Annotated in this window: 21 protein-coding genes and 1 tRNA gene; 7 read left to right on the forward strand and 15 right to left on the reverse strand. The window is 46.6% G+C overall.

Annotation, left to right across the window (positions count from 1 at the left end):
- Positions 1–313 precede the first annotated feature (313 nt).
- The 7 genes from gltB to K7R10_RS06410 all read left to right on the forward strand — a co-directional run bounded on the left by gltB (position 314) and on the right by K7R10_RS06410 (position 10,361).
- Complete coding sequence (gene gltB / locus K7R10_RS06380) at positions 314–4,822, forward strand: glutamate synthase large subunit (RefSeq protein ID WP_502587498.1); 4,509 nt, start codon at positions 314–316, stop codon at positions 4,820–4,822.
- Positions 4,823–4,824: 2 nt separating this feature from the next.
- Entirely contained in the window at positions 4,825–6,282 is a 1,458-nt protein-coding gene (locus K7R10_RS06385; RefSeq protein WP_224483853.1) for a glutamate synthase subunit beta, read from the forward strand.
- A gap of 53 nt (positions 6,283–6,335) precedes the next feature.
- Entirely contained in the window at positions 6,336–6,824 is a 489-nt protein-coding gene (locus K7R10_RS06390; protein WP_224483854.1) for an OsmC family protein, read from the forward strand.
- Positions 6,825–6,909: 85 nt separating this feature from the next.
- On the forward strand, positions 6,910–7,479 hold the full coding sequence (locus tag K7R10_RS06395) for a PepSY domain-containing protein (RefSeq protein ID WP_224483855.1): 570 nt from the start codon (positions 6,910–6,912) through the stop codon (positions 7,477–7,479).
- Positions 7,480–7,614: 135 nt separating this feature from the next.
- Positions 7,615–8,478 (forward strand): sigma-70 family RNA polymerase sigma factor, encoded by an 864-nt coding sequence (locus tag K7R10_RS06400; protein WP_224483856.1) that lies wholly within the window; start codon positions 7,615–7,617, stop codon positions 8,476–8,478.
- 234 nt (positions 8,479–8,712) lie between these two features.
- Positions 8,713–9,372: a ribulose-phosphate 3-epimerase gene (rpe, locus tag K7R10_RS06405; RefSeq protein WP_224483857.1), complete on the forward strand. Its 660-nt coding sequence runs from the start codon at positions 8,713–8,715 to the stop codon at positions 9,370–9,372.
- Positions 9,372–10,361, forward strand: coding sequence for a YpdA family putative bacillithiol disulfide reductase (locus tag K7R10_RS06410; protein ID WP_224484311.1), 990 nt, complete (start codon positions 9,372–9,374; stop codon positions 10,359–10,361). The genes rpe and K7R10_RS06410 overlap by 1 nt, the downstream gene beginning before the upstream one ends.
- Here the strand turns inward: K7R10_RS06410 and K7R10_RS06415 are convergent.
- From K7R10_RS06415 to K7R10_RS06485, 15 genes are all read right to left on the reverse strand, one after another.
- Positions 10,352–10,777 (reverse strand): CBS domain-containing protein, encoded by a 426-nt coding sequence (locus K7R10_RS06415; protein ID WP_224483858.1) that lies wholly within the window; start codon positions 10,775–10,777, stop codon positions 10,352–10,354. The genes K7R10_RS06410 and K7R10_RS06415 overlap by 10 nt on opposite strands.
- 18 nt (positions 10,778–10,795) lie before the next feature.
- Positions 10,796–11,218, reverse strand: coding sequence for a hypothetical protein (locus K7R10_RS06420; RefSeq protein WP_224483859.1), 423 nt, complete (start codon positions 11,216–11,218; stop codon positions 10,796–10,798).
- Between the two features lie 83 nt (positions 11,219–11,301).
- On the reverse strand, positions 11,302–12,882 hold the full coding sequence (locus K7R10_RS06425) for a beta-N-acetylhexosaminidase (RefSeq protein WP_224483860.1): 1,581 nt from the start codon (positions 12,880–12,882) through the stop codon (positions 11,302–11,304).
- A 91-nt stretch (positions 12,883–12,973) separates the two neighbouring features.
- On the reverse strand, positions 12,974–13,957 hold the full coding sequence (locus tag K7R10_RS06430; protein ID WP_224483861.1) for a DUF6624 domain-containing protein: 984 nt from the start codon (positions 13,955–13,957) through the stop codon (positions 12,974–12,976).
- Between the two features lie 273 nt (positions 13,958–14,230).
- A complete protein-coding gene (locus K7R10_RS06435; protein ID WP_224483862.1) occupies positions 14,231–14,902 on the reverse strand; it encodes a M23 family metallopeptidase in 672 nt (223 codons plus the stop codon).
- Positions 14,903–14,978: 76 nt separating this feature from the next.
- Complete coding sequence (locus K7R10_RS06440; protein ID WP_224483863.1) at positions 14,979–15,956, reverse strand: WD40 repeat domain-containing protein; 978 nt, start codon at positions 15,954–15,956, stop codon at positions 14,979–14,981.
- Between the two features lie 17 nt (positions 15,957–15,973).
- Positions 15,974–16,465: a hypothetical protein gene (locus K7R10_RS06445; RefSeq protein WP_224483864.1), complete on the reverse strand. Its 492-nt coding sequence runs from the start codon at positions 16,463–16,465 to the stop codon at positions 15,974–15,976.
- Positions 16,466–17,372: 907 nt separating this feature from the next.
- Positions 17,373–17,446: transfer RNA gene (locus K7R10_RS06450), tRNA-Arg, on the reverse strand.
- A gap of 22 nt (positions 17,447–17,468) precedes the next feature.
- Positions 17,469–17,918 carry a GatB/YqeY domain-containing protein gene (locus tag K7R10_RS06455; protein ID WP_224483865.1) on the reverse strand — a complete coding sequence of 150 codons (450 nt, stop codon included), beginning with the start codon at positions 17,916–17,918 and terminating at the stop codon, positions 17,469–17,471.
- Between the two features lie 115 nt (positions 17,919–18,033).
- Positions 18,034–19,971 (reverse strand): cell division protein FtsZ, encoded by a 1,938-nt coding sequence (gene ftsZ / locus K7R10_RS06460; protein ID WP_224483866.1) that lies wholly within the window; start codon positions 19,969–19,971, stop codon positions 18,034–18,036.
- Between the two features lie 37 nt (positions 19,972–20,008).
- Entirely contained in the window at positions 20,009–21,346 is a 1,338-nt protein-coding gene (gene ftsA, locus K7R10_RS06465; RefSeq protein ID WP_224483867.1) for a cell division protein FtsA, read from the reverse strand.
- 3 nt (positions 21,347–21,349) lie between these two features.
- Entirely contained in the window at positions 21,350–22,069 is a 720-nt protein-coding gene (locus tag K7R10_RS06470) for a cell division protein FtsQ/DivIB (protein ID WP_224483868.1), read from the reverse strand.
- Entirely contained in the window at positions 22,066–23,418 is a 1,353-nt protein-coding gene (gene murC, locus K7R10_RS06475) for a UDP-N-acetylmuramate--L-alanine ligase (RefSeq protein ID WP_224483869.1), read from the reverse strand. The genes K7R10_RS06470 and murC overlap by 4 nt, the downstream gene beginning before the upstream one ends.
- Complete coding sequence (gene murG / locus K7R10_RS06480; RefSeq protein WP_224483870.1) at positions 23,411–24,514, reverse strand: undecaprenyldiphospho-muramoylpentapeptide beta-N-acetylglucosaminyltransferase; 1,104 nt, start codon at positions 24,512–24,514, stop codon at positions 23,411–23,413. Before murG ends, murC begins: the two co-directional genes overlap by 8 nt.
- Positions 24,501–25,703: an FtsW/RodA/SpoVE family cell cycle protein gene (locus tag K7R10_RS06485; RefSeq protein ID WP_224483871.1), complete on the reverse strand. Its 1,203-nt coding sequence runs from the start codon at positions 25,701–25,703 to the stop codon at positions 24,501–24,503. The genes murG and K7R10_RS06485 overlap by 14 nt, the downstream gene beginning before the upstream one ends.
- Positions 25,704–25,712: the final 9 nt, after the last annotated feature.

Consider the following 25,712-nt stretch of genomic DNA (forward strand, 5'->3'; position numbering starts at 1 on the left):
AGGGACGGTTTTTTGATTTCATGTAATCAAGTACTGATATAAAAATAGTACAGTTGTGGTTCGCAACCTGATAACGGCGGCTATTGTTCACCAAAAAAAAGAACCCGCCGGCCTCCTTCAAAAGCTAAATTGCTGATTTCTAAAATTAAAGCCTGTGAATTGTACATTTCGCAAAATACCATCCGTCAAATTACACACCTAATAAAAATTCAACTTTTTAGCTCATTTTTTAAACTTAATTCACCTTTTTGAATTATACTTTAAATTAAAATCAGAGTTTTCTACAGCTCTGTGAAAATAATTGAAAAAGATGATGAAAGCACAAGGATTATACGATCCGCGATTCGAACACGATAATTGCGGGGCGGGATTTATATGCAACCTCAACGGAACAAAATCAAACGACATTATACATAAGGCACTCGATATTCTGGTTCGTCTGGAACATCGCGGAGCCGTCAGCGCAGACGGAAAAACAGGAGATGGTGCCGGTATCCTGATCGAAATTCCCCACCAGTTCTTTTTAAGGAATTGTGATTTTGTGCTTCCCGAGCCCGGGGATTATGCGGTGGGTATGGTTTTTTTGCCCCGATCTGAAAACCAGGCCGCCATCTGCATGTCTGCTCTCGAAAAGGAATTATCAGCCAAAAAACTCAGTGTTCTGGGCTGGAGAACAGTGCCGGTAGACAGTCAATGCCTGGGTAAAACGGCCGCAGAAACCGAGCCTGTTATCAAGCAGGTGTTCATCGGAAAAACCTATACAGACATGAAAGAGGGTGATTTTTCGGCCCGGCTATTTGCAGCCCGGAAAAAAGCCGAGCATCTGATCGAAACCTCCGGTCTTTCAGAAGCCTCTTATTTTTACCTGCCCAGCTTATCGACCACCACCATAATCTATAAGGGACTTCTGATGCCTGAAGATATCAGTGCTTACTACACCGACCTGCAGGACTCAGAACTGGTGACCAAACTGGCGCTGGTACACCAACGGTTTTCAACCAATACCTTCCCCACCTGGGATCTTGCACAACCGTTTCGCTATATGTGTCATAATGGGGAGATCAATACCTTAAAAGGTAACCTGAGCCGCATGAAGGCAAGAGAAGAATTGTTCGCAAGCGATCTTTTCGGCTCATCGATAGATGATATCAGGCCGGTGGTAAAAGAAGGAAAGTCAGATTCTGCTTCGATGGATATGGTTTTGGAATTGCTGCTGCACACAGGCAGAAGCCTTCCGGAGGCCATGATGATGCTGGTACCCGAAGCCTGGGAAAAACACCAGTCGATGCGGGACGATAAAAAAGCTTTCTATGAATACCATTCCTGTATCATGGAGCCATGGGACGGGCCTGCTTCCATCCCTTTTACAGACGGAAAGTATATAGGTGCCCTGCTGGACCGAAACGGCCTTCGTCCATCGCGATATACCGTAACCAAAGACGGACTCGTGATCATGTCATCTGAAACAGGTGTGATCGACCTTGATCCTGAAAACATAGCCTCTCACGGGCGTCTCGAACCCGGAAAAATGTTCCTGGTAGACATGGAGGCAGGGCGTATTATCAATGATGAAGAGATCAAGGTTAAAATCGTCAACAGAAATCCGTACCGGGAATGGATCGATAAGAATCTTCTCCCCTTGTCGCGTATTCCCTATACCGGCAATCGCTCACCCGAAGAACCCCTGCCCGGAATACTGAGAAAACGTGTTTTTGGCTATACCAGTGAAGACATCACCTCCCTGATAATGCCCATGGCCTCGGGAGGCAAAGAGCCGATAGGCTCGATGGGCACCGACACCCCCCTGGCGGTGCTTTCAGACCGACCTCAATTGCTTTATAATTACTTTAAACAACTCTTTGCACAGGTGACCAACCCTCCTCTTGACGGGATAAGGGAAGAGATCGTTACAGACACCTCATTGCTGGTTGGCGGAGATCATAATATTTTCGATATCGTACCCGAACAGGCCAAAAAATTAAAGATCAATAACCCGGTCATCTCGAATGAAGACCTTGATAAGATCAAATTCCTGGAAAACGATGACTTCAAAGCTGTTTCCATACCCATGCTTTATCCCGCAGACAAGGGGCTGAACGGTCTGGAATCACGTCTTGATGCGATCGTTGAAGAAAGTATCGAAGCGATTGACAAGGGTGCTAATATCATCATATTATCAGACAGAAATGTTTCAAAGGAACAGGCACCGATTCCTGCCCTTCTGGCCTGCTCCAACCTTCATCATTCCCTGAAGCGGCATAAGAAACGATCTGCCATCGGCATCATTATCGAATCGGCAGAACCACGTGAGCCGCATCATTTCGCCATGCTGTTCGGTTACGGTGCCAGTGCGGTCAACCCCTATCTGGTCAATGAGATCCTTGAGGACCTTGTCAAAACTGACAAACTGAAGACCTCTTTTGAAACAGCTGTCAGAAATTATAATGCAGCCATTGCGAAGGGGCTGGTCAAGATCATGAATAAGATCGGGATCTCTACATTGCATTCGTACCGGGGCGCACAGATATTCGAAGCCCTGGGTCTGAATAAAAAGTTCGTGAACCGTTATTTCTGCAACACCCCTTCAAGGATCGAGGGAATCGGTCTCTATGAAATAGAAAAGGAATTGCAGAATCGCTTCAATAAGGCCTTTCTTGAAAAATCAGCACATGAACCCGACCTGGAGATAGGCGGAGATTACAGGTGGCGAAGAAATGGTGAGCGACACATGTTCAATCCGACTACTGTAGCAAAACTCCAACAGGCTGTACGGCAGAACAAACCCGAAAGCTATGCTGAATTTGCCAAAATGATCAACGAACAAAGTCGGAATCTAATGACGATAAGAGGAATGTTCCGCTTTAAAGACCTGAACCCCATCCCCCTGGAAGAGGTAGAACCGTGGACCGATATCGTGAAGCGATTCAAAACCGGCGCCATGTCATTCGGATCAATCAGTAAGGAAGCCCACGAAAACCTGGCGATAGCCATGAATCGCATCGGGGGGCGCAGCAATTCAGGAGAAGGAGGTGAGAACCCGGATCGCTTTCAAAAAGATCTCAATGGGAACTGGCGTAACAGCGCCATCAAGCAGGTGGCCTCGGGCCGCTTCGGCGTATCGATCAATTACCTGAGCAACGCCAGGGAAATTCAGATAAAGATGGCCCAGGGAGCCAAGCCCGGCGAAGGCGGACAGCTACCCGGACCGAAGGTGAATCCCGATATCGCCAAGACCCGGAATTCCACTCCTTACGTAGGCCTTATTTCTCCCCCGCCTCATCACGACATTTATTCAATAGAAGACCTTGCCCAACTGATATTCGACCTCAAGAATGCCAACAGGGAAGCACGTATCAATGTGAAGCTTGTTTCAGAGGTAGGCGTGGGAACCATTGCTGCGGGAGTAGCGAAAGCCAAGGCCGATGTGGTACTGATCTCAGGATATGACGGAGGTACCGGAGCCTCACCCCTCACCTCCCTGAGACATGCAGGACTACCCTGGGAGCTCGGAATCGCTGAGGCACAACAGACCCTGGTACTCAATGATCTGAGAAGTCGTATTACCGTAGAGTGTGACGGACAGTTAAAAACCGGAAGAGATGTGGCTATTGCATGCTTGCTGGGAGCTGAAGAGTTTGGATTTGCCACCGCTCCGCTCGTGGCTTCCGGCTGTATCATGATGCGTGCCTGCCACCTGAATACCTGCCCGGTAGGGATCGCCACTCAGGACCCTGAATTGCGCAAAAACTTCAAGGGAACGCCGGAACACGTGATCAATTATATGTACTTCGTCGCCCAGGAGGTTCGGAAGATTATGGCTGAGCTCGGTTTCCGAAGCATCGATGAAATGGTGGGACAAAGCCAGAAGCTCGACATGAACAGAGCCATAGAGCATTACAAGGCCCTGGGTATCGATCTCACGAACATCCTTTATAAGCCGAAGCTTCCTGAAGGGGTAGCCATACGAAAAACCTTTCCGCAGGAGCACCAACTGGAGGGAGTACTCGATTTTGAGATTCTGAAAAAAGCCCATCCGGCCATCTACCGAAAAGAAAAGATCGAACTGGAATACCCGATAAGCAACATCAACAGAACCACCGGGGCGATCATCAGCAATGAGATCGCAAAGATACACGGGGAAAAAGGCTTGCCCGAAGACACCCTAAAACTACGGTTTAAGGGTTCTGCAGGTCAAAGTTTCGGAGCTTTTGCCATCTCAGGACTAACGATGGAGATCGAGGGGAACTCAAACGACTACTTCGGAAAGGGACTGTCGGGAGCTAAACTCATTTGCAAAAAACCTTCAAAGGCCACCTTCAGGTCTGAAGAAAACGTGATCATCGGTAATGTAGCCATGTATGGTGCTATAACCGGGGAGGCTTACATCAACGGGATAGCCGGAGAACGATTTCTGGTGAGAAATTCAGGCGCCAGAGCCGTTGTTGAAGGGATTGGAGATCATGGCTGTGAATATATGACGGGGGGAGTAGCAGTGATACTCGGAAAGATCGGCCGGAACTTCGCCGCCGGAATGAGCGGTGGAATGGCTTTTATTTATAGTGAAACCGCCCATTTTGACAGTGAGAACTTCAACACTGAACTCATCGAACTGGAAAACCCCGATAAGGAAGACCTGCTAACTCTTGAAACTCTGATCTCAAAACATCACAAGTACACCGGGAGCCAGGTAGCTGATCAAATTCTTAAAAACTGGGAAGAGAGTCAACACAAATTCATAAAGGTAATGCCAACGGAATACAAAAAAGCGCTGGCAGTACTGGCTGAAGAAGAAAATAATAATGACCACATTTCAAAAGTATAACCATGGGAGAGATAAGAGGATTTTTAACATATGACAGAAAGGAAGAGCCCGAGAGCCCTGTAACCCAAAGAACGAAAGACTATAAAGAATTCACCAAGCCGCTTTCTGAAGAGGAAATGCAAGCGCAGGGGGCCCGGTGTATGGATTGCGGCATCCCGTTTTGTCACAGCGGGTGTCCCTTGGGGAATCTCATTCCCGACTTCAACGATGCCGTATACCGGAATGACTGGGAAGAAGCCCTGCGATTACTGCATGCCACCAATAATTTCCCTGAATTCACCGGAAGGCTTTGTCCGGCGCCCTGCGAATCGGCCTGCGTCTTAGGTATCGTTAAACCACCGGTAGCAATAGAGCTGATCGAAAAAACAATTGTTGAAAGAGGTTTTAAGGAAGGTTGGATACAACCCCAACCACCGAAAGAAAGAACCGGCAAGACCGTTGCAGTGATCGGTTCAGGACCCGCCGGACTGGCGGCCGCCCAGCAGCTCAACCGTGCCGGGCACGAGGTAACCGTTTTTGAGAGGGATGCCAAACCCGGTGGTCTGCTGCGATATGGCATTCCGGATTTTAAACTGGAAAAACATATCATCGACCGCAGAATAGCCATCCTTGAGGCAGAAGGCATCATATTCAGGGTGAATGCAGAAGTAGGAAAGAACGTCGCCGCAGAGGAGCTGGCTGATTTTGATGCCGTAGTGCTTTGCATCGGGTCTACCACCCGAAGAAAGCTGCCCGTCAAAGGAAGTGATGCGACCGGAATCATTCAGGCCATGGAATTTTTAAAACACAACAACCTGGTGGTCGACGGCCTTGCAAAACAAGAGCCCGGGTTGAATGCCAAAGACAAACACGTGATTGTGATCGGTGGCGGTGATACAGGGTCAGACTGCATAGGAACCTCCAACCGTCATGGCGCAAAATCTGTAACCAATTTTGAGATCATGCCACGCCCGGCTTCAGAAAGAACGACAGATCACCCCTGGCCATACTGGCCCTTCACCCTCAAGACTAGCTCATCTCACGAAGAAGGGTGTGACCGGAACTGGAGCGTTATGACCAAGGAATTCATCAAAGACGACAATGGAAAACTGACCGGACTGAAAACCGTTTCGGTTTCCTGGAAAGAGATACCCGGAGAGAGACCTCAGCTGGTGGAGATTCCCGAAACCGAGAAAGTCTGGCCCTGTGATATGGTTTTACTGGCCCTGGGCTTTACCGGTCCGGAGCAACAGATAACAGACCTTTTACAGCTGAATACTGACAGCAGGGGAAATATCTCCGGCGAAAATTACCAAACCAATCTGAAGCATGTATTCGCTGCCGGCGACGCCAGGAGAGGACAGTCACTCATCGTATGGGCCATATCTGAAGGAAGGGAGGCTGCCAGGGCAGTAGACACCTATCTTATGGGAAGCTCCCAACTGCCATCAAAAGGTCATGGGGATCTTCCTGCTGCATAAAGAAACCTTTTATAAAAAGAAAGATTCAGTCGGGGGAATCGTACCTTCATGTTATGAAAGAACATTTATACACCCTCGCCGTGGAGTGGACAGGAAATAACGGACAAGGAACCACCGCCTATGAATCTTATGAGCGGGAACATGTGATACGGGTACCGGGAAAAGAGCCTCTAAAGGGCTCTTCTGACCCCTCATTCAGAGGAGACATTCAACTGTACAATCCGGAGGAGCTCTTTATCGCCTCGCTTTCAGCCTGTCATATGTTATGGTATCTGCACCTCTGTGCCACAGACGGGGTGGTTGTCACTGAATATGAAGACAGGGCTGAGGGGGTGCTCACTCTTCATACCGACGGCTCCGGCCGGATTACTTCAGTACAGTTAAACCCGCTCATCAGTGTTACAGAAGGACATATGATCGAAAAGGCTATCAGGCTGCATAAAAACGCCTCAGAAATGTGCTTTCTGGCCAGTTCCTGTAATTTCGAAGTTAAACACAAACCCACGGTCAAGATCGCAGGCGGAGAGAAAAGATCGCAGTAGAAGTTAAATTACTCTTAAACAAATCTCCTTCCCTTCAGAGTTTACGAGAATGTATATAAGTTTAGGGCCCTTATTATATCATTTTATGACCCCTGATCAGAAAAGAAAGAAACAAGCCCGAACCCTCCGCCTATTCAGAAAAGCCCATCGCCTGACGGGTGCTTTTCTATTCGTATTCTTTTTTTTCATCTCCATATCAGGAATCATGCTGGGATTAAAAAAGCATGTCAATCACAGCCTGTTACCCAAAACCGAAACCGGAACCTCTTCTGAACTAAGCGAATGGCTGCCACTGGAGGAGCTCCACAAAAAGGCTGTTATCACACTGCATGAACGGGTTTCGCCCCATGCCTCTGCCGAGCTTGACAAGATAGACGTAAGAAAGGACAAGGGTATTGCGAAGTTTGTATTTGCTGAAGGAAACTGGGGCATACAGTTGGATGGAGCTACCGGAGAGGTGCTTAATGTAGGTCGCCGTCACTCTGACTTTTTGGAAGATCTGCATGACGGCTCTGTTCTGGATGACCTGCTGGGAACCAGCAACGAACAGATCAAGGTCACTTACACCACAGTGACAGGGCTTGCCCTTCTGCTTTTCACCATCACCGGGTTCTGGTTGTGGTACGGCCCAAAACGCATGAAAAGAAACCGCTGATACTTGCGAGATAAGGCGCAAAATGCCCGTCTGAAAAGAATTTCCATTTTTTTCATCTTTTTTGTAACATTTTTTGAGGCAACTACGTATAATTACCTACACGCAGTTATTCATAAAACAATCAGGAGAGATTAGATGAGACAACTTAAAATTACGAAGCAGGTAACGAATCGTGAGACTGCTTCGCTGGACAAGTATCTTCAAGAAATAGGGAAAGTTGACCTGATCACGGCCGATGAGGAAGTGGAATTGGCACAACGCATCAAAAAAGGTGATCGCCTGGCTCTGGAGAAACTTACCAAAGCAAACCTTCGTTTCGTGGTATCGGTTGCAAAACAATACCAGAATCAAGGTTTGACACTGCCCGACCTTATCAACGAAGGTAACCTCGGTCTTATTAAAGCCGCTCAGCGTTTCGATGAAACCAGAGGATTTAAATTTATCTCCTATGCCGTATGGTGGATCAGACAATCGATTCTTCAGGCATTGGCAGAACAATCCCGAATTGTAAGACTTCCGCTCAATAAGATCGGATCGATCAATAAGATCAATAAAACCTATGCTTTTCTTGAGCAGGCTCATGAACGTGTTCCTTCGGCCGAAGAGATCGCGAAAGAGCTCGACATGTCTGTAAACGACGTAAAGGAGTCTATGAAGAATTCAGGGCGCCACGTATCGATGGATGCTCCCCTGGTGGAAGGTGAAGATTCTAACCTGTACGATGTACTTCGAAGCGGGGAATCACCTAACCCCGATAAGGACCTGCTTCACGAATCCCTACGCACTGAGATCGAAAGAGCTCTTGAAACCCTTACTCCGCGTGAGGCAGATGTGATTCGCCTGTATTTCGGACTGGGAGATCAGCATCCCATGACCCTGGAAGAGATCGGTGAAACCTTCGACCTGACGCGCGAACGTGTAAGACAGATCAAAGAAAAGGCGATCAGAAGACTGAAGCATACTTCAAGAAGCAAAATTCTCAAAACGTACCTGGGTTAGGGATTTTGGAATTTTTTTCGTATTTTTCACTCGAAAATTGCTATAAATAATCACAATATACACGATTACAACAGTTTATCATAACTGTTCGTTTTTTGATTGATGAATGAACTCCGGCTGATTACCGGAGTTTTTCAATTTATATACCCTTACTTCCTCAATCGTTAACAGCTTGTAAAAGCCACCCGTTAAAAGATTTATTTCTGTTACTTTTGCAACAACAATACACCTGATATGAGCGCTACAATTATTGCACCTTCTTTACTGGCAGCCGATTTTGCCAACCTTCAAAGAGATATTGAAATGGTTAACAACAGTGAAGCAGACTGGTTTCACATCGACGTGATGGACGGAGTTTTCGTTCCGAACATCTCGTATGGGATGCCGGTGGTAAAGGCGATCGGAAAACATGCCAAAAAACCACTTGACGTACACCTGATGATCGTTGACCCAGACCGATATATCAAAGACTTCGCCGAGTTGGGAGCAGCTGTGCTAACCGTTCACTATGAGGCGTGCACCCATCTGCACCGTACCCTGCAGGCCATCAAGGCTGAAGGTATGAAAGCAGGGGTTGCCATCAATCCGCATACCCCGGTATCACTTCTTGAAGAGGTGATCAAAGATATCGACGTGGTACTGATCATGAGTGTCAATCCCGGATTTGGCGGACAAAAATTTATCGAAAACACCTATAAAAAGATTCAGCAGCTGAAGGAGATGATTCTCAACAACAATGCAGAAACGCTGATCGAGGTTGATGGCGGAGTGAATGCCGGAAATGCCCCTTCACTTGTGGAAGCCGGTGCAGACGCCCTGGTAGCGGGGAATTTTGTCTTCAGTAGTGAGGACCCCATACAAACCATAGGAAATCTAAAAGAAGTAACCGTTTGATGACCCGAACCGAGATCGTTATTATAGGAGGAGGTCCCATTGGAATTGCCTGTGGGCTGGAAGCCAAGAAGAGAGGTTTTGATTACGTGATCCTGGAAAAAGGCACTATCGTCAATTCCCTGTTCAACTATCCGGTGAACATGCAGTTCTTTTCTTCTTCAGAAAAACTGGAGATAGGTGGCGTACCTTTTATAAGTAAGGAGGCCAAGCCAAAACGAAACGAAGCGCTCGAATATTACAGGCGTATCGTCACATCCAACGATCTCAACATAAAACTTTTCGAGAGAGTAGAATCGGTAGAAAGGCCCGGAGAACGCTTTATTGTGAAAAGCAGTAAAGAAACCTATGATGCGCGGTTTGTGATCGTAGCCACCGGATTCTACGACATTCCCAATTACATCGATGTTCCGGGAGAAGATCTTCCCAAAGTAAATCATTACTACAACGACCCCCACTTTTACGCCATGCAGAAGCTGGCCGTGATAGGGGCCAGTAACTCTGCTGTCGATGCCGCACTGGAGTGCTACCGAAAAGGTGCCCAGGTGACCATGGTCGTTCGCGGGCCGGAGATAGGGCCAAGAGTAAAATACTGGGTAAAACCCGATATTGAAAACCGCATCGAGGAAGGAAGCGTTAAGGCCTACTTTAATTCTGAAGTAAAAGAGATCACCGAAAATTCACTGATCATCGACACTCCCGAGGGGGAGGTCGTTCTGGAAAATGATTACGTACTGGCTTTGACCGGCTACCGTCCGAACTTTGCATTTCTTAAAAAATTAGGGGTAAGCCTTTCTGATGACCAGAAACGTTACCCCCAATATGATACCGAAAGCATGGAGACCAATGTACCTAACCTCTATCTCGCCGGAGTGATCTGTGGTGGCATGGACACCCATTTATGGTTCATTGAAAATTCACGCGTTCATGCCGGGATGATTCTCGATACCATCTCACAAAAAATGGAACCGAGCAGGGTCGATCAGGAATAGCATTCCTCTACATAATACCTGATGATATCTGTGGTGGTCACGATTCCCACCAGGTGACCTTCGTCTACCACAGGCAAAGCATGAAATTCTTTTTTGGTAAAGATCTTTGCAGCTTCCCTGATGGTGGTGTCAGAACTAACGGTCTCTGGTATTCGGGTCATCACTTGTGAGAGCGAGAACATATCATAAACCACGCTTTCAACCGTATCGTCATCTTCATCCAGCACATCAGCATAACTGATACGCATAAGATCTGTATGACTGATTATACCTGCGATCTTTTTACCCTCTACTACGGGGATATGCCTTATATGATGTTTTTTAAAAAGTTTTTCGGCCTTATAAAGATCATCGGTGGTGTTAAGCTGGACCAACTCCCTGGTCATAATTTTTGCTACGGTATCTTTTTCGTACATCTCTCTGAAATTTTAGGGTTATGGATTTCTCCTTTCTAATATCTGGTCACCATACGACAATAGCCGGTCTTTTAGCGATCTGAACTCAAGGCAGAGATCGATATAGTACTTACGCAATTGCCGGTGTTCTTCGATATAATCTTCATCACAAACACCTTCACGGGATTCATAGAATCCTGATAACCGCTGTCTGTGTTGCCGGGTTGTTTCAAGCAGCTCGGCAGTTCGGGGAAGCAGAACGTTCAGACGCTGCTTCATGCGTTCCCATTTCTTAAACAGCTGTTCTGTTTCGGGAACGAATTTGTAATCATCTAAGAGGTTTTTAAAAAACCTGCTTTCTACGAGAAAAAAATGCAGCTGGGAGTCCCAGTGTCTGTTTTCATCGTGGAGGTCATTGAGGGGCACACGGGGCAATGTCTTTTGGCGTGTTGCATCATTCATCGTTCCTCCTTTTACATGTTAGTCAGACTAAGATAGCCTGAACAAGGAGAAAAAAACATGACAATTATCAACCCGGAGAGAAGTCACTCTTCTTTTAGCAGTGGAGAATGGTAATAGTTGATACCCATGCTGTCAAGTCTCGGCAGGTGGGCTATAAGCCGCTCACGATAATCGTTCCAGTTGCGATCGGAAGGTTTACTCCAGCCGATTTCGGCCAGCCCCATTAGCCTCGGATATACCATGTATTCAATATCTTTTACAGAGGTAACAGTCTCTGTCCACAACGGAGCTTCGACCCCTAATATCTGGTCTGCGGAAACCCCAGGCAGGATTTGTGCCGGAAACCAGTTATAAGCCTGATCGACTTCGATATACCCCGCCCAGTTAAGACCTAAGGGTGTTATGGAATCGTATTTCATATCGAGATAGATATGCTTGGAAGGAGACATGATCAGTTTATGCTCTTTATTAACCGCCTTTACCGCATTCTCTTCACTGGCCCAGAATTGCACGACGGCCTCGCGGTTCAAGGTGGCATTAGCGATCTCATCCCAACCGATCATGGTCTTATTGTATTTTGATAAGATAGCATTCAGGCGTTCGATAAAATAAATGTAGTCATCCTCATTGGTCGCATGAGACTCATCTCCTCCGATATGAAGATAGCGTCCGGGGCTCATGGCAGCTATCTCATTTACCACATCATCGATAAATACATAGGTCTGCTCTTTGCGCACACACAAACTGCTGAAGCCGACTTCTGTACCCGTATAGAGTTCCGGCGATTCACCGCTGCAGTTAAGCTCCGGATATGAGGCCAGGGCCGCATTGGTATGACCGGGCATGTCGATCTCAGGCACGATGGTCAGAAAATGCTTCTGGCCATAGGCTACGATCTCTCTGAAGTCTTCCTTGGTATAGAAGCCTCCATCACCTCCCCCCACTTCAGAACTACCGCCTTTATTGGTCAGTTCCGGCCAGGAATCGATCTCGATACGCCAACCCTGGTCATCGGTAAGATGCAGATGCAGGTAATTGATCTTATACATAGCGATCTGGTCTATGAATCTTTTTAAGGTCTCCACCGGAAAGAAATGACGGGATACATCCAGCATAACACCCCGATAGGCGTACTGAGGCTTATCAATTATCTCAAAGGCCGGTATGTTAAAAGAAGTGATATTTGCAGACTGGTTTACCTTATGAACCGGAAAGGCCTGCCGAAGGGTTTGCATGCCACGAAAAAGTCCTTCGTGGGTTGCTGCCGTAATAAGAATACTGCCGGGCACTACAACGAGCTCATACCCCTCCTTCCCCAGCTCATTAGCCAGGTAGGTGGTTAGCTGTAACCTGATATAGTTATTTTCATCACTTTGTCCTTCGGTGATCAGAGGCAGGACCAGGCCGGTCTGATCTTTAATGATCTCCTGCATTTGAGAGGCAATGCGTTTTACCTCAGGGTTACGGTCAATATAAACGATGCGGGTATCAGGTCCTAACCTGAAAAAACCCTTTAGATGTTCCAGCTCCTGTGGCTTCGGAATAAAAACAGGCTTACTGACCTCCTGTATTTCAGACTGAGAAACAGCCCGGTTACAGCTGCTGATCAAAAATACGGTGAGAAGCAGCAGGGAAAAGGTCAGAAAAGGTAATTTTCTCTTCATTCGGTCTTTTAGAATAAAGATACGTAATAAAAGTCTCTGACTTTCTTGATTAAATCTTAAGAGTTCGTGAAAATAATTTAAAAATCACGCCTCAATTCTCCTTCTCTTCAGATTCCAGTGCCCTCGTTCTTTCCTTGTGCTTTTCGACATCCCAGTTGATATTCCATCGGGAAACATACTCTTCGATGGGGCCCAGTCCGACAGCTGCCCTTCTTTCATTGACTTTTTCCGGTTCCAGGAGTGGAGATACATAGAATTCACCTGATTCATCTCTCGCAATCTGACTGCCGTAAACCTGCTTTTCTCCGGACTTCATGGCCACCCTGTCTTGGAGCAGGGCCAGCATCCCTCCCTGGGCATTCCCGAGCTCAACCGCCTCCCTCAGCATAGGCAGGTATTTTTTCTGAGTTTCCAGGTCTGCATGCTGTATCACGAGAAAAAGCGCATTGCTTCCATTTTTTCCGATCACATCAGGCCCCAGCCACCCACGTTCGTCCAATATTTTAGTTACCTCTATAACGTTCAATGAATCAGTTACCCAGGTAGTCCTGTATTGTTTCAGATATTCTTCAGATTCCCGGCCGTATTCTTTCTCCATCTCACGCAATTTTCGCCGGCTTCCCTGGTCAGAGGCCAGGATGGTATCCAATTTGGCGACCAATGGTTTATCCAGATCCTTTTCATACTCATCTTTATTGGCCTTTACCGTTGCGATCAGCTTTTCCCAGCGTTCGTCGTCGTGGAGTGCCGTAAGATCTGAATCCGTAGTGATGTGTCTCAGGTTCTTATACTTTACATGTGGATTATCTGCCAGGCGAAACAAGTGAAAAAATGATCGCTCGGTATCGCCTGAAAGAGCATGGGAACAGGCAGCATTGTAACGGTGATTCGTATAGGCTCTCCCTTCAAGGGCCTGAAAGGCTGTTTCGTAAGCCTCCGCTGAATCATCGTATACTCCGGCGTCATATAAAGAATCAGCTTTCTTAACGTATTTAGTATATTTTTCCTGATCCTGGGCAAATGAAATTGCAACTATTAATATACCGAATAGTGTCAAGGTAGTTCTAAGTGTCATTTTGTTATTGATTGATTTGATGGTTACAGGAAACTACTTTCCCTTAATACTTCAGAGCTTAAGATATGATTATTTTCTATAAAAATGAGAAATGGAAAGTGCATACTGAACTTCTGATATCATTTGTACAGCAGATCAATATTCACTTTTTTACCCTGTATTTTTTACCTTGTTCTAACTTCTCTCCCTTGTAACCCTTAAAGTAAACCGGAATCGAAAGATCATTTTCTTTCCTGACCACAAAGTGTAGATGAGGCCCCCGGGTGTATCCGGTTAAACCGGAAACCCTATCTTTTCTCCTTCTTCAACCCAATCACCTTCTTTAACGAAACTGCCCCTGTAATCCAGATGCACATACGATGCCATGGTGCCATCGTCATGTCTGATCACGATCTTATTGGCAGCATACTTTAATTCTTCACCACCTTGTTTGGTGAACCAATCGATCACCTTAAAAACCATTCCGCTTCTTGCAGCATACACCGGTTCACCCACATCCAACTGAAAATCAACCGCATATTTTGACTTTTCACTGAAATGAGAAGACTTACCATTAAAACTCTGACTAACCTCGTATTTCTTCCCCCTTTTGAAAGGCAATCTGTAGAGGTGATCGAGATCGGGATCTATGAGCGACCGGTGCCCGAAATAATAAGATACACGAACACTGTCACGAAACCTCTTTTTAAAAATCGTGTCAGACTTTACGGCTGGCACAGCCAGTAAACGAAGACTATCTCCGGGCATTAACAGAAATGAATTCAATTGGTTTCCGTTGATTCTTCCGTGAAAATAAATTTGCACAGGGATCAGTGATCTGCTGGCGGCCCGGAGCAATAAGGTATCAGCGACATTCTGCCATTCAAGTTCAAGATCATCTGTATAGCTCAAAGGCTCATCTGCTTTTCTTTGAGCCTGAAGGCTGGTAAGGCTACAGATGAACATACCTATAAGTGTAAAAAAAGCCGATTTATGTATGCCGGGGTTATGAGGTATTAGTTTCATTATTGAATTCCCGAATTTACCGATTACTGTCAAGATTCCAGAATCTGATCCCACCTTTCAGATCAACCGAGACCAACTGATCTTCTCCCGCTGAAACATCCATTGCACTGACGGTTGCGCGGTGACCCAAAAACTCATCGATCATTTCACCGGTATCTTTATTCCAGACCCGTATGGATCGATCTATACCTGATGTCAGTACCAGGTTCTTGGCAAAAGCACCGGCGGTCAGAGACAGGCTTACGGGAGCACGAAAGACCGTATCTCTCGAAGCTACATATATGGGCCAGTCAGGATGCCTTTTCTGAATTACTATGCTGTCTGAAGCTGTATCGTAAAGCCTGAACTGATCGCCATGGAGAAATAAAACCAATCCCTTTTGATCAAGAGCTGTTATATTTCCGACGGCATCTACCTTTTCAATCTGATTGTTGTCATACAGATTCCAGATGCCCATTTGCCGGTTCCCGTCAAAGTACAACTTCATATCACCTGAAAATCCCTTGGGAGACATCCCGGCCAGGTCATCGGGAACAGGCATTTCATTAAAGCCTTCAGAAACTTTCCAAACATATATATTGTTACCATAATCAGCCGTCATCAAAATTTGATGCTCTTCATTATAGCTCAGGTAAGGAGCCCATTTATTTTTTACTTCCAGACTGCTTAATACCTCGCCCCTCTGGGCATCAATCACAAGAATTCCTGAATGTAGAGTCGTGGCATATATCTGTTGTTGCTCCCTATTGTAAGCAAGAGAATATATCTCATCATCGATTCGGGTGATTACTCTAACCTTTTCCCCATCAGTATGGTTGATAATTTCAGAGATACGACCGTCGAAAGTGGACGCCAATACGGTATCAACCGAACCCATATAGATTACATCGGTATAAGACAAGGGATTTATGGCGGTCTGCTTCGCCTCTTTTAATTTGATTTGTTGCTCACAACCGATCATTAAAAATGCTAAAAGACACAGATTAGTTAACATTGATATTTTCATGGGCATCATTTATTTAACAGGTTAAAATCTTCACCGTTTTTCCTTGCCCGTATCCAGGAACCCTCATCACCCGATCCTATTTCAACCTGGTTCCCGTTCTTACCCCACATTCGTAGTGTGGCAGTACCCTGGGGCTCAGCCACGAACAGCACCCGTTGAGAAGTTTTGGAGTCCAGGGTAAAGAATACATTTCCGTAGTCATTGTCAGTAACATAACCGCTTCTTTCCTGTCCTTCGGAGTCATAGAGCATCACCCCTGACACCTCGGAGTTTTCGCCCCGGTCGAAACGATATCCATGCATTTGCGGGGGTGGTAAAGGAGCGCCTAAAATGACTCTTTCCACACCAAGGGAGTCCACCACTACCAGGCCTCTGACCTTCAGAATATCATCGGAAAAGTCAACTTCGAGGGTGTTGTTCTGATACAGGTATAACCCGATAAGGGCAGTGAAAATCAAGTTCAGGAAAAGCAGAATGGTTAATGTCTTATTCTTCATTGGTTGTGTTTTTTACGTGATAATAAAATTATTACACCTTGAACTTTAATAAGTTACTAAATTCTAAGGGAAGACAAGAAATGCTGTCAGCGGCTCATCAAGAAAGGGCAACAGATGAGTGAGTCAGCGAAAAAGGCTGCTCTCAGAGAACTCAAGTATTACCTTTAAAAGATCGGCCATTATCCTTCCCTTTTTAAGGAGGGCCGAGCGTTTAAAAATGGTTCGGTGAACCATTTTAGCGATGGAGCAAGCCGGCGCGCTGAAAGCGCGCAGGGCTGACGGAAGGGTTTTGCTTAAACCAATTGCATGATTACCTGACCTCGGGATTACTCCCTGACGCTCGTGATCATCAGTAAATTCCCCTTTGCAAATAGAAAACCCTCGCCTTGCTCCCGCAAGGCTGGTTTTTTTACCCCATTTCGCTTACAAGTGCGGGAGGATTTCAGATCCTCAGTAAATTCCCCTTTGCAAATAGAAAACCCTCGCCTTGCTCCCGCAAGGCTGGTTTTTTTATACCCCATTTCGCTTACAAGTGCGGGAGGATTTCAGATCCTCAGTAAATTCCCCTTTGCAAATAGAAAACCCACGCCTTGCTCCCGCAAGGCTGGTTTTTTTATACCCCATTTCGCTTACAAGTGCGGGAGGATTTCAGATCCTCAGTAAATTCCCCTTTGCAAATAGAAAACCCTCGCCTTGCTCCCGCAAGGCTGGTTTTTTTACCCCATTTCGCTTACAAGTGCGGGAGGATTTCAGATCCTCAGTAAATTCCCCTTTGCAAATAGAAAACCCTCGCCTTGCTCCCGCAAGGCTGGTTTTTTTATACCCCATTTCGCTTACAAGTGCAAGCACTTGACGCGAAGGGGTATAAAAAAACCCATCGCCTTCGCGATGGGTTTTCTGCTTGTAGTGACCCCGGGAGGATTCGAACCCCCAACCCTCAGAGCCGAAATCTGATATTCTATCCAGTTGAACTACGGGGCCCCGACTACAGTCTATTCTTAACTTAACTTAATTTCTTCTTTACGATATCCGATATGGTCTTACCGTCGGCTCTTCCGGCCAGCTTCTTCGAAGCCATCCCCATCACCTTACCCATATCTTTCATACTGTCTGCTCCGGTCTGCCCAATAATCTGCTCTACCTCAGCAGCGATCTCTTCTTCACTCATCTGTTCAGGAAGGAACTGCTCGATCACTTCAGCCTGCTTTAACTCTGGTTCTGCCAAATCTTCACGACCCTGCTCCTGGTAAACCAATGCACTTTCCTTTCGTTGCTTCACCAGTTTCTGAAGCAGTTTGATCTCCTGCTCCTCTGAAAGACCATCTTTGGTCTCAGCGTTAGATTTCGCCAGCAGGAGTTCAGATTTTACCGCGCGCAACGCTTCCAAAGCCAAGGTATTCTTCGACTTCATCGCGTTTTTCATCTCGGTCATAACTCTGTCCTGTAAACTCATCTTTCTGATCTTTTTGTATTCCGGTTTAGCGCTGCGAATATAAAAAAATAACCCGAAATCTTAACCAAAAGATCCCGGGTTTCTTTCTACCAACTAACAAGTTTAAAAATGGCTGTTAATCCACATTATCGTGTAAAAAGGAGTTATTACTCCTTAATTGAGTCTCATCATTACTATCGGTATTCACGCTCATACGGCTGCTTTCATTACCGGGCTTCCGCTCCTCGAGGTCTATCCCCATTCGCTTGTAAGCCGGTTGCTTCTCGATCTCGTCGATACGCGCCGAATTATTATGAAACTTATAATTGAAATCCTTTAGTTTTCGACGACGTTCCTCAGCGCGCTTTTTCAGGCTTTCCTCGATCGAACTGTTCATCGGGTCTATTTCTGCAGCTTCTTCTTTTTTCTCTGATGGCTTTTCTTCCACCACTTTCTTTTCGATCATCAGGTCTTTATCGACCTGCTCTGTCTGCTGCTTCTTCTTTTCGGGTCTGGCCTGGCTCAACTGATCTTCCATTTGCATGTAATCATCCAGGCTGTAACGGCGTTCTGCTTCGGGCTCTTCCTGTACAGGACGCACCTCTTCAGCATCTTTAACCTCGTAATTTCTGATGGTATCATTAAGGTCGAAAGTTACCGTATGGCCTTTCTCCTCTTCTTCCTCTTCCTGTTGATTCAACGGCATATCGAAAGAAAGCGTAAACTGATTCTCATCTTTAGGCTGCAGTACCTCAGGATCGGTCACATCGATATCTTTGATCTGAGCCGTGGTATCGATGATCACAAAATCATCTTCCTCAGCCATTACCCGGTCATACACCACATCTATATCTTTTATGAACTCGGTAGTGGGAATGATGTTCATTTCATCATTTCTGTCTTCCTTCAGTTCATGCTTGATCACCTGAGGTCTTTCCGTTGTCTTTTCTGCCTGTGGCTTTTGTTCCGGTTTGAAACGCAAAGGCTGCTGTGCTCCACCTTTAGGACTCAGGTCCTGTACGGCCCGTTGTTCGTCTTCCAGGGTATGAATGATCTTCTTGGCCTCGGTATTGACGATCTCATTCTGTTGTTCGGTATTAAAACCGGTTGCGATAATGGTCACCGAGATAGCATCTCCCAACCCTTCATCTTCACCCACACCCATGATGATGTTGGCGTTGTAACCCGCTTCATCCTGAATATGGTCGTTGATCTCACCGATTTCATCAAGAGTGATCTCTTCAGCACCTGAAACGATAAGTAGCAGTACGTTCTGGGCTCCGGAGATCTTATTGTCATTAAGCAGGGGCGAGTCAAGAGCCTTCATGATAGCTTCCTGGGCCCGGTTCGACCCGGTAGCCGTTGCAGATCCCATAATGGCGGTTCCGCTGTTGGATAACACGGTCTTGGCATCGCGAAGGTCAATGTTCTGGGTATAGTGATGAGTAATTACCTCTGCAATCCCGCGGGCTGCGGTAGCTAACACTTCATCAGCTTTGGAAAAACCTGCTTTGAAACCGAGGTTCCCGTAAACTTCTCTCAGCTTATTGTTGTTGATCACGATCAGGGAATCGGTATTGGAACGCAAGCGTTCCACCCCTTTTTGTGCCTGTTGGTTTCTCATTTTTCCTTCGAACTGGAAAGGAATGGTAACGATTCCCACTGTGAGAATGTCCATGTCTTTGGCTAGTTTCGCGATGATCGGAGCGGCTCCTGTACCCGTTCCACCACCCATTCCGGCCGTTACAAAGACCATTTTGGTGTTGGTGTCGAGCATCGACTGCAGCTCCTCCAGGCTTTCAATGGCGGCCTGTTCCCCTACTTCCGGGTTAGCACCGGCCCCGAGTCCTTCCGTAAGGGAAACCCCCAACTGCACCTTATTTGGAACCGGACTGTTTTGCAAGGCCTGGGCATCGGTATTACATACTACGAAGTCTACTCCGTTGATGCCCTGCTGGAACATGTAATTGATAGCATTGCTACCACCACCTCCAACGCCGATCACCTTGATGACATTGCTTTGGTTCTTTGGTAAATCAAATGAGATGTTTCCTAAATCTGTGTTGCTACTCATAAAACTTGTTTTATACCCTGTTAAATCGTTTTCTTGCTTATTCTGCGTTATCTAAAAAGTCTTTAAGCTTTTCAGACCATTTCTCCAGGAAGGAACGACGCTCCCTGGGCGGGATGGTTACCTGCGGCTCTTCACTTTCCGCCATACCATCTTCTATTTGTTCAGCCTGTCTTTCAGCCTGTTTTTCTTCTTCTTTGATGATCTTGTTCTTGCGCTGCTGATCCAGTGCATTCATCACGAGCCCCACTGCAGTGGCATATACAGGACTAGCAACCTCAGAATCTGAGTCACCTGCCAGATGTTCATTGGGATACCCGATACGGGTGTCCATACCAGTGATATATTCGACCAGCTGCTTGAGGTGCTTCAACTGGCTGCCACCCCCGGTCAGCACGATACCTGCGATCAGTTTTTTCTTTTGCTCTTCGTGACCGTAATTCTTGATCTCCATATAGGCCTGTTCGATGATCTCGACGACCCGGGCATGAATGATCTTTGATAAATTCTTAAGGGTGATCTCCTTGGGTTCACGTCCGCGCAACCCGGGAATCGAAACGATCTCGTTGTCTTTATTTTCTCCCGGCCAGGCTGAACCAAACTTTACCTTAAGCAGTTCTGCCTGTTTCTCTATGATCGAACAGCCTTCTTTGATATCTTCCGTAATCACATTACCCCCAAAAGGAATTACCGCCGTATGCCTGATAATACCATCTTTAAAAATGGCCAGGTCTGTGGTTCCCCCACCGATATCGATCAGGGCCACCCCGGCTTCCTTTTCCTCCTGGCTAAGCACTGCATTGGCCGAAGCCAGGGGCTCGAGGGTTATTCCTGCCAGGTCCAGGCCTGAGCTTTTGACACAACGCCCTATATTTCTGATGGAAGACACCTGCCCGACCACCACATGAAAATTGGCTTCCAGTCTTCCGCCATACATCCCTATAGGCTCTTTTATCTCTGCCTGTCCGTCTACCTTATATTCCTGAGGAAGCACATGAATGATCTCTTCGCCCGGAAGCATCACCAGCTTATACACCTGGTTGACCAGTTTATCAAGATCTTCTTCTCCGATCACTTCTTCTGAATCGGGTCGCGTGATATAATCGCTGTGTTGCAGGCTGCGAATATGCTGGCCGGCGATTCCCACGACACAATCATTGATCTTCATTCCCGATACGCTCTCTGCTTCCTGCACCGCCTGCTGTATGGATTGTATGGTCTGGGTAATATTATTGACCACCCCGCGGTGGACCCCAAGGCTACGGGAGCGCCCGATACCCAGTATCTCGATCTTACCGTAATCGTTTTCACGACCTACCATGGCCACGATCTTAGTGGTTCCGATATCTAATCCGACAGCGTATTTAGTACTCTCCATAACCTATTTTTTGGTGCATACCACCTGATTGTCATATTTTAAGTTCACTTCCTTGTATGCACTGAGTTTATTATCTTTCAGAGCCTTCTTGTAGAAGGCTTTAAAATTGTTGAATTTTTCTTCCAGCCTGGTTGTTGTTCCCAGGTCCAGTACGAAATCGTCATTCCTGAATCTTAATTCGTAGTCTTTCCCCTTTCGATGAATGCCGATCACATTCTTTTTCAGAAAATCATCTTCATCGATATAAGCCGCCAACGAAAAGATCTCTGAAATTTGATTTTCATCAAACTTTCCGGTAACCAACGGCACCCGGGCCGAATAAACCGGCGATAAGGGCATGGCCTTACCTTGTGAATCTATATAAAAGGAACGGTCTCCCGAAACCCTGGCTACCGGAATGCGTTGTGTTATTTTTACCCCCAGTCTGCCGTCTACGTCTATGTAAACATCTGCGTGTCTGATCATTTCGTGAGCGTTCAAGGCAGACTCCATCTCTTCCAAAACTAATTTTTCTTTGGCTACACCCGAACCGCCACCGGCTTTTTGTATTAACAATTTATTAACCATTGCAGGAGTGATGAACATAGGGCCACCATCTTCAAACCTGATCTCAGGTTCCAGATCGAGCTTACGCTCCATATTCCTGATATTGGTGAAGGAATAAAGGCCGGCAACCAAAAGAACCACCAGCGTCAAACGTATATGGATCCAATATTTCTTCATGCTGTAACCGCCATTTTAATCGTTTCTGTTTCCCTGCCTATATCCCCGGCTCCCAAAGAGAGATACACAGTAGCCTTATCGCTCTTGGCCTTTTCTGCCAATTCTTCTTTGCTGATCACCTGCACAGGTGTGTCACGGATCTTTTCCGCCAGCCAGGCCGAGGTAACTCCGGGTATAGGTTCTTCCCTTGCCGGGTAGATCTCTAATAACAAAATCTCATCGAACTGAGCAAGGCTACGGGCAAATTCATCGGCAAAATCTTTGGTACGGCTGAACAGGTGGGGCTGAAATATAACCCGGGTACGTCTGCCCGGATAAAAACTTCTCACTGCTTCGGCCACGGCATCGATCTCTGCCGGGTGATGCGCATAGTCATCGATATACACCACCTCGTCACTTCTGTGATGTGTCGTAAATCTTCTTTTCATTCCTTTGAATGTAGACAGCGCCTTTGCAAGGCGGCCAAGGGGGGCTCCCGATTCTGCCGCCATTGCCAGTGCTGCCAGAGCGTTCAGCAGATTATGCCTTCCAGGCATGCCGAACGAAACCTCATGAATCTCCCCATAGGGGGTGCCCATAGTAAATAGGTAGGTTGAGTCAGAAATCTTTATATCACTAATCGAATAATCATCATTTTTATCAAAACCAAATGTCATGCCCTTCAGAGGCAGACCACTTCTCACCAGCAGCTTTCCATCATTGCCGATCCTGGCGGCGAAATCCCGAAAGGCCTTTTCCAGTTGATACTTGTCTCCGTAAATATCCAGATGGTCAGCATCCATAGAGGTCACACAAGCAATATCGGGGTGTAATTGTAAAAAGGAACGATCGAACTCATCGGCCTCGACCACGGTATATTTCGTTCCGGTATGTACATAATTATTGTTTAAATTCACTGAAATACCCCCCAGGAATGCTGTAAAGGGCATCTCTGTTTCTTTCATTAGGTGCGCCAATATACCTGAAGTGGTGGTCTTCCCATGGGTTCCTGTAACGGCAAGACAGACAGAATTGCGGGTAACAGCACCTAGCACCACCGCTCTCTTCTGTATATCAAAACCGTGCTCTCTGAAATAACGCAGTTCAACATGATCTGCCCTGATCGCAGGGGTATAAATCACCAGGGTATCTTCTTTACTGCGGAAGGCTTCCGGAATATTTGAAACCGAGGCTTCGTAATGAATCTGAGCGCCGGCCTCTTCAAGCTCAAGGGTGATCTCACCCGGAGTCCTGTCAAAGCCTGCCACAGACTTCTTATTCTGCATAAAATAACGCGCAAGGGCAGACATCCCGATACCACCGATACCGATGAAATACATGCGTTGATATGTCTCCGGACTTCTATTCATTACTTTTTTTATGCAATAGGCGTTCTATCTCGTCTACTATTTTTTGTGTAGCATCTGGCAGGGCCAATGCTTTAAATCTTTCACCCAGGGTCTTTCTTTTTTCCTGATCCTCCAGCAACTCTTCAAACAAATCATCAAACTTATCATGCATCTCACCCTCGGAAAGCATCAGTGCCGCCTGCTTCTCTACCACTGCCAGGGCATTCTTGGTCTGGTGGTCTTCTGCCACGTTCGGAGAAGGGATGAAGATCACAGGTTTTCCGACGATGGCCAGTTCAGACACCGAACCCGCCCCCGCTCTGGAAACAATAATATCGGCGGCCGCATAGGCCAGTTCCATGTCGGTGATGAAATCCAGCACCTTTACCGCTTCATTTTCATGCCTGCGATACTGGTCGTAATACAATTTTCCGCATTGCCATAGCACCTGCACGTCAAGCGAACGAAAAAGATCGAGTCTTGAGGCGATCAGTTTATTGATCTCGCGCGCGCCTAAGCTTCCGCCCATCACAAATAGCACCGGTTTATCTGCTGAAAGTCCAAAATGTTTCAGAGCCTCCTGCTTCTTCTTTTCCAATGCTGAAAAACCACTTCTTACAGGATTCCCTGTCAAAATGATCTTTTCTTTTGGAAACACCTTTTCCAGTCCTTCGTAAGCTGTGAAAATGCGATCTACCTGAGGAGCAAGCCATTTATTGGTGATGCCTGCAAAAGAGTTCTGCTCCTGTATCACCGCCGGTATACCCAGGTCGGTTGCCGCCCTGAGCAAAGGGCCGCTGGCAAACCCCCCGGTACCAACAACCAGATCAGGTTTAAAAGAGCGTAATATCCTTCTTGACTTTATCAGACTGCTTAGCAACTTAAGCGGGAACAGCAGGTTCTTCAGGCTCAGTTTTCTTTGAATCCCGGAGATCCATAATCCCTTTATTTCATATCCCGCCTGGGGCACCTTTTCCATCTCCATACGATCACTGGCTCCCACGAACAGGAAATCAGCATCGGGGTGCCTGCGCTTCAGCTCATCGGCTATAGCCACAGCCGGGTAGATATGTCCACCGGTTCCTCCTCCTGATAATATGAATCTATATTTGCCCACTCAGTACGTCTAAGGGATTATCACTTGTTTCATTTTCATGTTTCTGTTCCAGCTCAGCCTCTCTCCTGGCACTCACACTGAGAATAATACCCAGAGCGAGACAGGTCATCCAGATAGAGGTTCCTCCACTGCTTATAAGCGGGAGGGTTTGTCCGGTAACCGGAAACAACTCTACCGCAACCGCCATATTGATAAAGGCCTGGAAAACGATCGGCAGCCCTGCCGCCGCTACCAGCAATTTCCCATAAATGGAGTCTGCCTTATGAGCTACGATTACAATACGAAAGAGCAACAGCAGGTACAGGAACACCAGTACCAGCCCGCCAAACAGACCATATTCTTCGATGATGATGGCGTAAATAAAATCTGATGAACTCTGCGGAAGAAAATTCTTCATCACGCTTTTCCCCGCACCGAGGCCAACCACCCCGCCTTTGGCAATGGCGATCTTGGCTTTTTCGATCTGGTAATCATCTTCAGTATCTGCATCATCAACAAAGTTTTCCACCCGGCTTATCCAGGTATCGACCCTGTTGGGAAAGAGCCCCGGGAAAGCCTTGGCCGTCAACACGAATAAAGCCAGGCATACGATCCCGACACCAACGATACTCAGTAAATATTTTATGGGGTACCCTCCCAGAAAACACAACACCATCACCATAAAAAAGAGTATGGCTGTGGTAGAAAAGTTAGCAGGAAGAATCAATATCAGTACGACGAATACAGGCAACCATAGTGGCAAAATGGTTTCCTTAAAGCTTATCTTCTCATCTTTGATCTTACTCAGATAACGCGCCACATTGACCAGCAGCACTATAGCCGCCAGGGTTGAAGTCTGGAAAGAGATACCCACAAAAGGCACCTGTATCCACCGGCTCGCATTGGCACCTCCGATAGTGGTACCCTGAGCCAGGGTATAGATCAGCAGCAGGATCACTACCGGCATAGCTATTATCGAGAGGCCTCTGAAATAGTGGAAGGGAATTTTATGCACCGCATAAATAATCACAAACCCGAGAACCAGCAACATGGCATGTTTGAGCAGGTGACCGAAGGTCGTTCCGTTACCCACCACATATACCAGATTGGTACTGGCACTGTATACCGGCAGGAATGAGAATAGGGCGAGAAGGGCAACCACCGCCCAGATCGTTCTGTCTCCTTTGATATTTTTAAAAATTTCCTGCAATTGATTTCT

The organism is Robertkochia aurantiaca, from assembly GCF_020166495.1.
Taxonomy (GTDB): domain Bacteria; phylum Bacteroidota; class Bacteroidia; order Flavobacteriales; family Flavobacteriaceae; genus Robertkochia; species Robertkochia aurantiaca.

Excerpts from the sequence above, each read along its gene's own strand:
- gltB (WP_502587498.1), top strand. The coding sequence starts at position 314 with ATGAAAGCACAAGGATTATACGATCCGCGATTCGAACACGATAATTGC.
- K7R10_RS06445 (WP_224483864.1), bottom strand. The coding sequence starts at position 16,465 with ATGAAGAATAAGACATTAACCATTCTGCTTTTCCTGAACTTGATTTTC.
- ftsZ (WP_224483866.1), bottom strand. The coding sequence starts at position 19,971 with ATGAGTAGCAACACAGATTTAGGAAACATCTCATTTGATTTACCAAAG.
- K7R10_RS06425 (WP_224483860.1), bottom strand. The coding sequence starts at position 12,882 with ATGAAGAGAAAATTACCTTTTCTGACCTTTTCCCTGCTGCTTCTCACC.
- K7R10_RS06390 (WP_224483854.1), top strand. The coding sequence starts at position 6,336 with ATGAAAGAACATTTATACACCCTCGCCGTGGAGTGGACAGGAAATAAC.
- murC (WP_224483869.1), bottom strand. The coding sequence starts at position 23,418 with ATGAATAGAAGTCCGGAGACATATCAACGCATGTATTTCATCGGTATC.
- K7R10_RS06385 (WP_224483853.1), top strand. The coding sequence starts at position 4,825 with ATGGGAGAGATAAGAGGATTTTTAACATATGACAGAAAGGAAGAGCCC.
- K7R10_RS06435 (WP_224483862.1), bottom strand. The coding sequence starts at position 14,902 with ATGTTCATCTGTAGCCTTACCAGCCTTCAGGCTCAAAGAAAAGCAGAT.
- K7R10_RS06455 (WP_224483865.1), bottom strand. The coding sequence starts at position 17,918 with ATGAGTTTACAGGACAGAGTTATGACCGAGATGAAAAACGCGATGAAG.
- K7R10_RS06430 (WP_224483861.1), bottom strand. The coding sequence starts at position 13,957 with ATGACACTTAGAACTACCTTGACACTATTCGGTATATTAATAGTTGCA.
- rpe (WP_224483857.1), top strand. The coding sequence starts at position 8,713 with ATGAGCGCTACAATTATTGCACCTTCTTTACTGGCAGCCGATTTTGCC.
- K7R10_RS06440 (WP_224483863.1), bottom strand. The coding sequence starts at position 15,956 with ATGTTAACTAATCTGTGTCTTTTAGCATTTTTAATGATCGGTTGTGAG.
- K7R10_RS06400 (WP_224483856.1), top strand. The coding sequence starts at position 7,615 with ATGAGACAACTTAAAATTACGAAGCAGGTAACGAATCGTGAGACTGCT.
- K7R10_RS06395 (WP_224483855.1), top strand. The coding sequence starts at position 6,910 with ATGACCCCTGATCAGAAAAGAAAGAAACAAGCCCGAACCCTCCGCCTA.
- K7R10_RS06410 (WP_224484311.1), top strand. The coding sequence starts at position 9,372 with ATGACCCGAACCGAGATCGTTATTATAGGAGGAGGTCCCATTGGAATT.
- K7R10_RS06470 (WP_224483868.1), bottom strand. The coding sequence starts at position 22,069 with ATGAAGAAATATTGGATCCATATACGTTTGACGCTGGTGGTTCTTTTG.
- ftsA (WP_224483867.1), bottom strand. The coding sequence starts at position 21,346 with ATGGAGAGTACTAAATACGCTGTCGGATTAGATATCGGAACCACTAAG.
- K7R10_RS06420 (WP_224483859.1), bottom strand. The coding sequence starts at position 11,218 with ATGAATGATGCAACACGCCAAAAGACATTGCCCCGTGTGCCCCTCAAT.
- K7R10_RS06415 (WP_224483858.1), bottom strand. The coding sequence starts at position 10,777 with ATGTACGAAAAAGATACCGTAGCAAAAATTATGACCAGGGAGTTGGTC.